Below are 13,112 nucleotides of genomic sequence, written 5' to 3' on the forward strand. Positions count from 1 at the left end.
TTTTTTACTGGAAAAGCGCGCAGCCGTCGTCTCATCCTCCAAAATCATCCAAACTCATACAAATGTTGCCATAACAAGGCGTATGAGGAATAATAGGGGAGAAGGGTGGGATCGTCATGAGAATGGCTTTTACTGTCGATGTGGAGGACTGGTTTTGCAGCCCGGATTTGTCGCTCTCGGAATGGGAGGGCTATGCTTTAAGGCTGGAGAAGCCGGTTCATCAAATCCTGGATCTATTGGACGAGCATGCGGCAACTGGTACTTTTTTCACACTCGGCTGGATTGCCGAACGAAAGCCCGAGCTCATCAAAGAAATACACCGCAGAGGCCATGAAATTGCGTCGCACGGATATTCTCATCGGTTGGTCTACAAGCAATCCTCCGAGCAATTCAGGCAAGACATACGCATGTCCAAAAGTATTTTGGAGCAACTGTTAGGCGCCGAGGTGCACGGGTACCGCGCCCCTTGCTTCTCCATGACGGATTGGGGATTGGACATCCTTGTCGAAGAAGGCTTCATGTATGATTCAAGCCTCATCCCGAATACCTTCAACAAGCTTTACGCCAAGTTCGATTTGGCGGCTTCGAACACACATGCTTATAAAGTCCGGGAAGCATTATGGGAATTACCGCTGCCGGTGTACGATATGAACGGTATCCATATTCCTTGGGGCGGCGGCGGTTATTTTCGCATCTATCCATATGCGGCATTCCGTTTAGGCGCTAGAAAAATAATAAAGAAACGCGACGCCTTCGTTTTTTACATACATCCGTACGATCTGGATCATGATCAGCCGCATATCTACGATACCTCCAAGCTGAACAGCTTCAGGCGATATTATGGCCTTGCCCATACGGATATGAAATTAAAACAGCTTTTGTCCGATTTCAAATGCATGTCGATCCGCAGCTATTACCCGCAGGTTGGAGGGGAACGGCAAGTTGGATGCTAAAGCGCAAATCATTTTAGAAAGCGTTTTATTGGCGGGAACGGCCTATTTCTTCAGCATAGAGAACGGCATACGCTGGGGAAGCGGTGCGCTTCCGACCCCGGAGGTCAGGCGAAGCTTGGTGGCAAAAGGCGTGATATCCAGCGATGGGAAGCTCGCTGATCCATCATTCGGATATGCCTGCTACGAGCATTATAGGCAGCGATACAAACCGGACTCCTTCGATCTCCTTCTTCAGCAGGAAGCAGGTCAACACCGCAGAATACTGGATTTATGCTGTGGAGCAGGCGCCACGATATTTTCCATGCTCCAGCATGGGCCGGAGCTCGTCTATGGCATTGACGCTGATGCCGAGCAGACGGCGTTGCTGGAAGCACTGCTTCTCCGCGCGAATATTCCTGACCATTCGGTTATAACGAAAACCGCGGATGCGCATCACATTCCGCTGGGCGATGCAGCCGTTGATTTGGCCATATGCCGAGCAGCGCTGCAGTATTTGGATGCGGAGCAGACATTGGAGGAGCTTTATCGTGTGCTTTCCCCAGGCGGGAAGGTGTTTTTGCTCGTTCATGGCTCCGGTTATAGCTGGGACTATCTTTTTACGAGGAAAGGCATTCTCAAGCCCAAAACGTTCTCATTCGTCAAAAGCAGGCTATACCGTTCAAGAACCGCACAGCCAGCGCACAGCCGCTCGCAGGCGAATTATTTTACGACGAAGAGGCTGGGTAAAATGCTGGAAGCAAAGGGATTTCGCCATATTCAGCGGCATACCTTTGCGGATTCGATGCGGCTCGGCTTGCTTCCGGTCTATTTTGCAATGACCGCGGAGCGATGAGGATGAATGACTTGCGTAGATCGGTCTGAAAAGCTGCTTTTAGGCAGGATTGGCTACCCATTGGCCGCAATATTCTTTATACTTAAATGAAAGAGATTATAAGAATGAGAGGTGACAAAAGATGGCATACATGATCCCTGAGGTGATTCGGAAAAGCGCGACAGCGGGAGAGCGATTGGTGTTTCGCACGCTGAAGACGAATTTGGCTGAAGACTACGTGGTCTATTTCGAACCGGAAATCGAGGGGGATCGGCCTGATTTTGTCATTATAGGTCCGGATCTTGGGCTCTTGGTGCTCGATGTGGCGGATTATACCAAGTCGTCTATTGTACATCTGGATACCGACGAATGGCAGCTTCACTCTTCTGCCGGACGGATGGAAACGGTGGAGAATCCCTATAAGCAGGCGAGGAACAGAGCGCGGCGGATCGCGAGGGAGCTTAAGGATGATCCGCAGCTAGCCTTGCACAGGGAAGGACAAGCAGGCGTGCTGAAGTTTGCTTGCGGTCATGGAACCGTATTTACGCGAATGGAGCAGGAGGATTTCGAGAGGCTTGGTCTCTGCGATGTCATTTCCCCAACGTTTGTGCTCTGCCGCAATGATATAGATGCGGATCGGGATGGTTTCTCAGCCGATCTGCTCATCGAGAAAATACATGGCATGTTCACGGATTGGAGCCGCAAAAGGTATATGCTGACGCTTGCGGATATGCAGGCTATCCGCAGCCATTTGTACCCCGAGGTACGACTGAGCTCCGAGTTCCGCCAGCTCGGCAATGAGCAGGACCAGCTTCTGCTGTCGCTCCACCGGATCGAGGCGATGGATGTGCACCAGGAGCTTGCGGCGCAGCTGCTTTCGGATGAAGGGAATGCTGCGGCAGGCATTGGCAGCAAATCGCTTATGCTGGTCAACCGGGCCAAGATTATTGCCAAGCATCATCCGGAATGGAAAATTCTCATTTTGAGCCATAGCCATACGATATCGGGAAGCCTTCAAAAAATGGTCGATGAGCTTATGGAGGAGCCTGCGGATTTATTCGATTGGGTTATGCTCGAGGAACAGAAGGATGATAAGAAACGGAAGCATAACGTCGAGGTTTATCATTTCCATGAGTGGCTGAGCAAGGTGCTGAATGTAAGGGAAGCGGGTATTGCAGGCCTGATCGAGAAGCTGGAGAGCAAAGAGGCGATCCTTCCGACTTACGATGCGATTCTGATCGACAAGGGACAGCAATTCGAACGCGACTGGCTGAGGCTGCTGAACCAATTGCTTGTGCCTAGCATGGCGGCAGCAAGCACGGAGTTGAAGGAGCGTTCGCGCATTTTATCTGTCAACTACCGCAATACAGCCCAGATCGTACAATTCGCTTGGAGCTTCTATCAACAGCATTCGCTGCTGGACAATAAGATGCAGGAAGGCTCGATTGACGGCGTTGCGTTGATCCCTCCCCATAGCACAAGGCGGAAAGGCCCGGAGCCTGCGATTGTGCGCTGCCGCAATCTGCAAGAGGAGCTGGAGGCCGTCGTGAAGCGGATCCAATACCTGCATAGCGAGAGGAAGGTCCCTTACCGGGAGATGGCTATCTTGTATCGCGTCAAAAATAACTACTACTCCTCCTATATCGATCTGATTCGCAAAGAGCTGCGGCGGCAGTGCCTTCCGTTTCAATGGTTATCGGAGGAGAATACCAATACGGTTCGGGTTTCAGGCGACTCGACTGACGCCATTGCGATATCATCCGTTGACGATGCGAGAGGACGCGAATTCCGTGCGGTATTCCTTGTGAATACGGAGAATATGCCCTACGCCTTGGAAGAAGCCGAGGAACGCGAGACGGCAAGGTTCTATATGGCGATGACCCGGGCGCTGGACTGGCTGTTTATATCCTACAGCGGAGATTCGAGGTTCACCCTGTACTTGGACGAGATCCAGCAGCAGCGGAAGGAAAAGAAACTTGCGTCGAACAAAATGGGATAAGCGGTAATTCGTCGAAGAGGTGGCGTAAGAGCGGAATAAGAGAAAGGCCGTTAAGGAAGTCATTCATATTCCTTGGCGGTCTTTTTTTGGTATATAAGAATTTATATGTTTTCACCTATAAATGTGCTTATATATCGCCGCGAAATGACTGCTTTTGCCACAGAGGACGGCGACAGCCGTTTACGCTTGGTGGAGAGCACTATGCTAAGTGCGCTTGATTCAATCGATAGAAATGCTGCTGGGCGGAGGTAAAGAGGATGCGAATAGAGTCGATAAATAAGCAAGCCAGCATGACGTTTGAATTTGTGCAATCCGAAGAAGGGCCATTACCCGCTATCATTTTTTCAATCGCCATACAGGACAACGGTTATGACGGCGAGAATCGGGAGGCATGGTTTAGTTTGAGTGACGTCGCTGCCTTTCAATCGGCTTTGGCTCAATTGCATTTTTTGCGCAAAGGAACAGCATCTTTAGAGAGTATGAGCCCGCAGGAATGCAAGCTTACTATTCAGAGCGTGAATCGCAAGGGGGATTTTGTAATGGAGTACTTGTTGTCCAAACATGTGTATTTGGAGCATACCTCTGCCACCAGAAGCGTTTCGGGCGCTTTTGACATGAACCCATCCGATCTTGAAAGGTTTGCAAAATTTTTATCTGCCTTCGTTTCGGAAGAATCCCTGTAGCTGCTGCAGGGATTCTTTTCATTCCGGTTGACAAATCGTCTTACACGCCTTAGATTGGATATTAATTCACATATATGTATAAATATTCACTACAAGGAGCTAAAGCCATGAAACACTTATTGTCTTTAAAAGAATGGGACGCGGAGAAGATTCAAGCCATCATTGAACAGGGGATCGAGGTTAAACGCAGCCCCGAGCAGTTTTACCATGCCGCCGAACGGAAAGGGCTGCTAATGCTTTTTCAGAAAACATCGACTAGAACGAGCTTGTCCTTTCAATCCGGTATGAACCAAATGGGCGGGTATTCGGTTGTGATGGACTGGGATGCTAGCAACTTCAGTCTCTCTCCTATCCAATATGAAGCCCGGTATGCGTCCAGAAATTGTGATGTCATTATGGCAAGGCTCAAGAAACACTCCGACATGCTTGAACTGGCAAAATACGCTAGCGTTCCCGTGATCAATGGCTGCTGCGAGAAGTATCATCCCTGCCAGGCGCTTGCGGACTTGATGACTATTTACGAGGTAGCGGGAACGTTCAAAGGAATGACGTTAACGTATGTCGGCATTCATAACAATGTAGCGAATTCTCTCGTCGCCGGCTGTATGACCATGGGCATTAAGCTTCTGCTGGTGACGCCAATCATTAACACTCCGTCTTGGGATGAAGAGCTTATGCGGGAGGCTTATCAAAGCGGGTATGTCGTAAATGTGAGCAGCTTGTCCGAAGCAGCCTCGCAATCCGATTTCGTATATACGGACACATGGATCGACATGGAGTTTTTTCATGAGGAGCATTATGAGGAAGAGAAGAATAAAAGGCTGGCGACGATGCTTCCTTTCCAGCTGAACAGACGGAATCTTGCGGGACATTCGCCTTATATCATGCATGATATGCCGATTCATCCGGGCTTTGAGATTGAAGCCGAGCTGGTTGAGGCGGAACGCTCGATTATCTACCAGCAGGCCGAGAACAGAATGCATGTGCAGAAAGCGCTGCTTATGGATATGCTCGCCATCGGTTGATGCCGTATTTGGCTTTACTGGAGCGGAGGGGAACTCTGGTTCAATAATCGACGATTCGTGCGGTGATGCTGAATACGAGAGGCAGTAAATTCGCTTACATCCCTCCAATCCGTCTAATCTCCCTCCCGGCAGCCAATTACTTGAGAAAGCTGTCCATAATGTGGGATTTGCCGCATTAGGCCAATCTCCATTTCCCTCTATACTTATTTGTGAAAGGGCTTTCACAAGTAAGCAAAGGGGGATTTTTGATGAGGTTAGCTATTCGAAAATGGTTCAGTTTGGCATTGGTATTCGCAGTCCTCGCATCAACTGTGGTTATTCCGGCGCCGCATGCGCAGGCAGCAACGGGGGAACCGGTTGCTGCGGCAGCAGGCCCTGCAGCGATTCATGCCTATCAGCAATCGGCCAAATACGTGGCTTCGGCGAACTATACGTTAAAGGCGAACGGGGTGGATATTCCGGTAATCAAGGCGTATAACGATTATGATTACGCGAATTTTTCTGCATCGGAGGGGCCTATAACGTATGAGCTCACGATACTGAATACGGATAAGGTGCATGAGTATGCCATTAGCCCGAAAAAGCTCGGCATCAAGGCAGATTCGGTCGTAGGCCGGACGATTACGTTCACGACGCAGAAGGATGAATATCTGATCGTCATGATGAATAACCGTACGACCAAGATCGTTATCGCTGCCGATCCGGCGGAAACGGATGTACCGAACGCTTCGGGTACCGGTATTTTCAACGTAACTGCAGCGCCATACGGCATCACGGCTACGGGTGAAAAAACGGGCGTGACAGAGAGAACAGCGGCGCTGCAGCAAGCGATTGATGATGCGAGCAGCTACGGTACGGCACAGGGAAATGGCGCCCAAGGCATCGTTTACGTACCGATAGGCACGTATTATATCGGGAATCTTGTGCTGCGCAGCAATACGGCGCTCTACATGCAGCCGGGAGCAACCTTCGTCGGTACAGGCAAAACAGCCGATTACACCGAGCATTGGTTCAAGGACTCGATGGGCCGTCCGGCTACGTGGTGGATTTCGACCGCATTCGACTCGACGAACATTAAGATTTACGGGCGAGGGACGATCGACGGCAACGGGCAAGCGCTGCATGATGACAAAAGCACGAACGGCAAAGGTATGATTAACAATCTCGTCGTGCCCATTGCAACAAGCGACTTCCACATGGACGGCGTTATTATTAGAGAATCGTCGGGCTGGGCGGTTGTGCCCGTTCGTTCCAATGATCTGACCTTTACGAATCTCAAAATGTTCAACAGCCTCGGCATGGGCGAGAATGACGGCATCGATATATGCGAATCTCAAAATGTAGTCGTGCGCAATTCGATCGGCATCGCGCTCGATGATCCTTATTCCACCAAGGCTTGGCGGGAAGACACGGATATTTCCTCGGGCAAAGTGCCATGGCCGGGCAGCCCGGAGCCAGTCCAGAACGTGCTATTTGAGGATGCGATCTCATGGACCCTATGCTACGGCTACAAAATCGGGCAAGGCGTCATGCAGGATCAATCCAACATTACCTTCAAGGACGGCGTCGTCTACAAGGCTGCCGTTGGCTTCGCTATCCATCATAAATATGGCGCAGGTAGCGTGAGCGACGTAGCTTTTGAGAACATGGACGTTGAGGACATCAGCGGCAAGAACGAAGACAACAGTGCATGGATGACGATGTTCACCATTAACGGAGGCAATGCCGGAGTTGGACCGATTACGGGCGTTACGGTAAAAAATATTACGGTCCGCGACGCTGGAGAAAGCTTTTCGAAGCTAAAAGGCGTTGAGGGCGCGGAAATTTCCAACATTACGTTTGAAAATGTGTACATGCCGGGCAAAGCACAGCCTGCGACCAATTTGCATGAGCTGAATTTCCACAGTAAAGAGTTTTACAGCGGCGTGACCATTAAACCTGTGCAAAATCCGGAGCCGCGCACTCGCACGAACCTTGCGCTGCGCCAGCCTGCAATCGGATCGTCGAACGATGGCGCGCAGGATACATCGCCATACGTGAATGATGGCAATTTGGCTACCCGTTTTGGCTCAAAGCGCGGCATTGATCCGGGCTGGATCTACGTTGATCTTGGCGAAACGAAGGCGATCAACGAAGTGAAGCTGTTCTGGGAAGGCGCCTATGGCAAAAGCTATCACATTCAAGTTGCCAACGAGCTAACAGATGAATCAAGCTGGCAGCCGGTATTCAGCACCACAACGGGCAAAGGCGGCGTTGAGACGGTCAGCTTTAATGAAGTGGACGCCCGTTACGTCCGAATGTACGGTACGGTGCGAGCAACCATTTACGGCTATTCGCTATGGGAGCTTGAGGTTTACGGGCCAGAGGTATTCCCGGACAGCTTAACGCTGAATAAGTCGGCTTCAACGATCGCTACCGGTCAAACGGAGCAGTTAACTGCGACGCTGCTGCCCGAGGAGGCGACAAATAAAAAAATCATCTGGTCCACAAGCAATGCTAACACGGCAACGGTCAGCAGCAGTGGGCTGGTTACGGCACTTAGTGCGGGGACAGCCGTCATTACGGCCAAATCGCAAAATGGCGACGTAAGCGCGAAAACGACGTTCACCATTACGGAGCCGGAAGCGCCGATGACGGCTATTGCGCCGGATGACGCCAACATTGCGTACATTGGCCGCTGGGACAAAAGCTCGCAGGCTGTGTACAAAAGCTATTGGCCGGGAGCTTCGCTGCGTACGTCCTTCACGGGCACGAACGTGAGGCTGAAACTAGGCAGTGCTGCGAATCTTTTCGTCAAAATTGACGATGGAGACTATCAGCTATACACCAATGCGGACGGAACCGTTCTTCTGACACCGACGCCCCTCGATGAGGGAACGCATACGCTGACCGTTGCATCACGGGATGTGCTTGATGTACTCGCCTTTGAAGGCTTGCTGCTCGATATAGGCGCAGCGACGGCTCAGCCGCCTAAGCGGGAGCAGCTCATTGAATTTATTGGCGACTCCATTACGGTTGGCTATATGACTTCGAAAGTATCCATCGCCTCCTATGCGTGGCTGGCGGGCGAGCAACTGAACGCCGATCATACGCAGATTGCGTACACGGGCATTTGTTTGCAGACAGGCGTTGCTTGTTACGCGCCTAATCAGCTTGGCATGAGCGAGCAATATTTCAAGCTTCAGCCTGGTGATTACCCAGATTCTCCTGCATGGAACTTCAGCACATACGAACCTACCGCCATCGTAGTTAATCTAGGTACGAACGATGCAAAATTCAATGTAGATGATGCAGCATTCCAAAATACGTATACAACGTTTCTAGCGGACATTCGAAGCAAATATCCGAGTGCTCATATTTTTGCGCTGAGGACGCTCGGCGGCTTTAAGGCTGCGCCGACGCTTGCGGCGGTCAACAACCGGATCGAAGCAGGCGATTCGAAGCTTCATTATGTGGATACAACGAGCTGGGTAGCCAGCTATCCGTCAGCCGATTTCATTGATAGCCTGCATCCATCGAATGCCGGGCATGTAAAAATCGCAAATCGCTTAACGGAATATATGAAGCCTATTTTAGACGGAACAGATCCAACAGACCCAACAGACCCAACAGACCCAACAGATCCAACAGATCCAACAGATCCAACAGATCCAACAGATCCAACAGATCCAACAGACCCGACAGACCCGACAGACCCAGTCCCGTTGGATGCTCCTTCTAATAATGGCGCAACTGCTGGTGATGGCAAAGTGAACTTGAGCTGGAACGGTGTTGTCGGAGCCGACGGATACAACATTTATGTCAGCGAGCAATCAGGCGTCTATTCGCAGGAATCCGCAACTGTAACAAGCTCTGTTTATGATTACCAAGCGACAGGACTGAGCAATGGTACTACGTACTATTTTGTGGTAAAAGCATTTAACGATGCAGGCGAGAGCGCTGCTTCTAATGAAGTAAGCGCCGTGCCTCAGTCGAGCACGGGACCAGTTGAACCGACTAATCCGCCGCAGCCGGAGGGGCCAACACCAACACCAACACCAACACCAACACCAACACCATCCGGCTCTTCCGTAATGCTGAATGGCAAAGAAGAGCAGCTTGGAATCATTGAAGCGACTAAGGCGGATGGCCAAACGGTCACTACCGTTAAGCTTGATGCCCTTGCTACCCTGCCGGCTAATGCGGTCGTAACGATCCAAGCGGCTGATCAAACGGGCAGTATGATCGCTGAGTTGACAGCTGAACTGATGGAGAAACTCAAACAGAAGGACGCCGTTATTGAGCTCAAAACAGCCGGAGCTGTATACGTGCTGCCATCGAGTCGGCTTAATCTAAAAGCATTAGCGGAGATGCTTGGCCAATCGACCACGCTTGAGGGCATAAAGCTTCGTATTGAAATCAGCAAACCGGCAGCAGATGTTCAGAAGCTGTTGGAGGCATCTGCTACGGAAGGAGGGTATGTTCTAATAGGCTCAGCTTATGATTTCAAGGTCACGGCAGTCCATGGAGATCGAACTACGGCAATCAACCAATTCAATGGATTTGTAGAAAGAACCATCATTATTCCTAACGGCGTAGATCCTAGCACGGTGACGACAGCAATCGTCATCGATCCGGATGGAACGGTGCGCCATGTGCCAACCAAAATCGAACAGAAGGAAGGGAGATATGCTGCGGCAATAAACAGCTTATCGAACAGTGTCTATTCACTTGTAAGTCATTCCATACGTTTTACAGATATAAGCGGTCATTGGTCAGAGGAAGCGGTACTCCATTTAGGCGCGCGGTTGATTTTGAACGGAGTTAGCATAGATCAGTATGCGCCCGAGCAAACCGTGACCAGAAGCGAGTTCGCTGCGATGGTTGTCCGCGCACTTGGACTTAAACCGGTTAAGGCTGCCGATACGTTCTCGGATGTGGAGTCATCGGCGTGGTATGCGGATGCGGTTGAAACGGCTAGCGCCTATCAACTCATTGACGGTTTCGAGGATGGAACATTCCGGCCTCATGCGAACATAACCCGTGAGCAGGCGATGACGATTCTCGCTGGCGCGATGAACCTTACTGGGCTTAAGGCTAAGCTGCCGACTGCTGGTACGGACATACTTGTAGATCAGTTTGCAGATAAAGAGGCTATAGCTGAGTGGGCGCTCAGCGGAATTGAGGACTGCCTGCAAGGTGGACTCGTACAAGGGAAAACACCTGTGCAGCTGGCTCCCAAAGCGAACCTGACAAGAGCAGAGGTTGCCGCGATTATTGAGAGGCTTTTACAGAAATCGGAGCTTATCTAATAGACCGAAGGCATCAAAAAGAGCTCCCTCGTCCCAAGTGGACAAGAGGAGCTCTTGCTTTGCCTTCAATCGGTTTGATTGCCCGCGATAATATTTCTTACGCGCAGCATCGTATCGTTGAAGTCAACACCGTCATGGTTCCAGACGATGACATCGGCATGCTGCGTATATTCGATGCTCAATTCGTGCTGCTCTGCTTTTTGAATCCGACTTTCGGTTTCGTCCGCTGCGCCTCCTCGTAGCTTAAGCCTCCGCGTTATGGTGCTGATATTCGCTCCGATATAAACGGCAACGGTATCCGCATACAACTGCTTAAGTGCGAGTACGCCGGCTAAATCAAGCACGATATGCGCTTTGCCGTCTTGTCGAAGCGCTTCCTCTATACTCGCCTTTAGAGTGCCGTAATAATTTCCATTGTAGCTGGTCCATTCAATGAATGAATGCTCAGCAAGCGCATGCTCGAATTGCTCAGTCGTCATGAAGAGATAGTGGACCCCATCTTCCTCATGCGATCTGGGAGGCCTGGTTGTAGCGGTAATGATTTTGGGGTAGCCAAAGACGGTCAGCTCCCTCTGGATTTCGGACTTTCCTGAAGCGGACGGTCCGTAGAATGCGAATATTTTACCCAAGGCGTAAGCGCTCCTTTGTGATCTGTTCAACAATCCCTTACATTAATGACCATATATTGCTAGAATGGCTCTAAAAGAACTCACCGGGGAGCGAGCCTATGATTCTGATCAATCATCCAACCAATCCGTTCTATAATGAACAAGATACGGAGCGGCATTTCAATACAGAGAATGCGAAACAGCGGGTTTCGATCCGTGATGGCTTCGAGCGGGATTTCGGCAGGGTTATCCATTCGGCTGCATTTCGCCGCCTGCAATCCAAGACGCAGGTCATCGGAATCAGCGAAGGCGATTTCCATCGAACACGGCTTACCCATTCCCTTGAAGTATCTCAAATTGCCAGAGGAATTGCCACAACGTTAAATGAAAAAGACGACTTCTTTCTCCATTCAGAGAACAAAATAGATATTTCCCTTATTGAAACGGCTGCTTTAGCGCATGATTTAGGGCATCCGCCGTTTGGCCATCAGGGTGAGCGCGCTTTGAACAAATGCATGAGCGCTTTCGATCTGAATTTTGAAGGCAACGCGCATACCTTTCGTTTATTGACCAGCAGAGAAGGGGACCGTGAGGCAGGACTTGATCTGACAAGGGCATCCTTGCTGTCGATTCTCAAATATCCTGCAAGCATGAAGCGGGTCAATAATCCGGACGTGACAGCTAAACCGCCCAAAAGCAGCATTTTTGAAGAGGACGAGCCGGTGTTTGACTGGGTTATAGAAGCGTTTGCGAAGGATGAACAGGCTTACTTCACTAGCGTATCTGAACCGACCGCTGGGAGGCACCGCAAAACAGTAAACAAATCGTTTGAGTGCTCAATCATTGAACTGGCCGACGACATCGCTTATGCGACCTATGATTTGGAAGATGCTTTTAAGCTGAATCTGATCAAACGGGAGGATCTATGCGAAGTAGTCGAGCAGCATAAAACGATTTCATCGGAACGGATATCGGAGGCGCTGCGCATTTTTCTGGATGAGAGTACCAACCGGCACAAACAGACGAAGCGGTTCTTTGCTGATTTGGTATCGGGGTTTATTCACGAAATTGCGGTTAAAGACGTGCAGCCGAATTTTGCTTCTAATAGACTGCGTTATAAGGCGGTAATCGGACCTGAAGCTACTCAGCTCTTGGAAGACTTGAAAAAACTTGTCGTGGAGCATGTTATTTTCTCACAGAAGGTACAGACCTTCGAATGGCGCGGCGGTAAAATTATTGAGAAGCTGTTCGATGCCATGCTGAATGACAAGAACCTGCTGCCCGAGGATGAAAAGACAAGCTGGAGCCCAGCCTCCGAAAGGCAGAATGCTAGATTGGTTTGCGATTACATTGCAGGGATGACAGATACCTATGCTTTGAAAATGTATTCGCGCCTTTACGAGGCGGCGGGCGGCAGGCTTTTCGATATTTAAATGAATAGATAATTATCGACATCGACATAGGTCATAGAAGCTTCTTTGGTGTGGGTTCTATGATCTATTTATGTTTTAAATAGCGTTTATGAAGTTTTTTATATTTAATTTCAAAAAAAGACTTGCAATGATAGTGTGATACATGATATATTCTAATTCCGGCCGAGAGAAACACGCGGACGACAAGCAAAACAAGCGTAACAAACGAAAGAATAGATTGCTCTTTGAAAACTGAACAACGAGTAACAACTGCCTCGCAAATCCTTCGGGATAAGCGAAAAAGCGATAACAAGTAATGAGCATTTCAAA

At 49.9% G+C, this 13,112-nt stretch carries 8 protein-coding genes; 7 read left to right on the top strand and 1 reads right to left on the bottom strand.

Annotated features, from left to right (window positions below):
• The first annotated feature begins 116 nt into the window (after positions 1-116).
• The 6 genes from FHS16_RS30955 to FHS16_RS30980 all read left to right on the top strand — a co-directional run bounded on the left by FHS16_RS30955 (position 117) and on the right by FHS16_RS30980 (position 10,762).
• On the top strand, positions 117-953 hold the full coding sequence (locus tag FHS16_RS30955; protein ID WP_183571486.1) for a polysaccharide deacetylase family protein: 837 nt from the start codon (positions 117-119) through the stop codon (positions 951-953).
• Positions 943-1,785 (top strand): class I SAM-dependent methyltransferase, encoded by an 843-nt coding sequence (locus FHS16_RS30960; RefSeq protein WP_183571488.1) that lies wholly within the window; start codon positions 943-945, stop codon positions 1,783-1,785. The genes FHS16_RS30955 and FHS16_RS30960 overlap by 11 nt, the downstream gene beginning before the upstream one ends.
• A gap of 121 nt (positions 1,786-1,906) precedes the next feature.
• Positions 1,907-3,763, top strand: coding sequence for a 3'-5' exonuclease (locus FHS16_RS30965; RefSeq protein ID WP_183571490.1), 1,857 nt, complete (start codon positions 1,907-1,909; stop codon positions 3,761-3,763).
• A gap of 257 nt (positions 3,764-4,020) precedes the next feature.
• Complete coding sequence (locus FHS16_RS30970; protein ID WP_183571492.1) at positions 4,021-4,446, top strand: WapI family immunity protein; 426 nt, start codon at positions 4,021-4,023, stop codon at positions 4,444-4,446.
• A gap of 107 nt (positions 4,447-4,553) precedes the next feature.
• Positions 4,554-5,471 carry an ornithine carbamoyltransferase gene (locus tag FHS16_RS30975; RefSeq protein ID WP_183571494.1) on the top strand — a complete coding sequence of 306 codons (918 nt, stop codon included), beginning with the start codon at positions 4,554-4,556 and terminating at the stop codon, positions 5,469-5,471.
• A gap of 248 nt (positions 5,472-5,719) precedes the next feature.
• Positions 5,720-10,762, top strand: a complete 5,043-nt coding sequence (locus FHS16_RS30980) for an S-layer homology domain-containing protein (protein ID WP_183571496.1) — start codon at positions 5,720-5,722, stop codon at positions 10,760-10,762.
• Positions 10,763-10,827: 65 nt separating this feature from the next.
• On the opposite strand, the gene FHS16_RS30985 is transcribed toward FHS16_RS30980, so the two are convergent.
• Positions 10,828-11,391 (bottom strand): guanylate kinase, encoded by a 564-nt coding sequence (locus tag FHS16_RS30985; protein WP_183571498.1) that lies wholly within the window; start codon positions 11,389-11,391, stop codon positions 10,828-10,830.
• A 98-nt stretch (positions 11,392-11,489) separates the two neighbouring features.
• Between FHS16_RS30985 and FHS16_RS30990 the strand changes: the two genes are divergently transcribed.
• Positions 11,490-12,803 (top strand): anti-phage deoxyguanosine triphosphatase, encoded by a 1,314-nt coding sequence (locus FHS16_RS30990; RefSeq protein WP_183571500.1) that lies wholly within the window; start codon positions 11,490-11,492, stop codon positions 12,801-12,803.
• Positions 12,804-13,112 lie beyond the last annotated feature (309 nt).

The organism is Paenibacillus endophyticus (assembly GCF_014192395.1).
GTDB classification, from domain to species: domain Bacteria; phylum Bacillota; class Bacilli; order Paenibacillales; family Paenibacillaceae; genus Pristimantibacillus; species Pristimantibacillus endophyticus.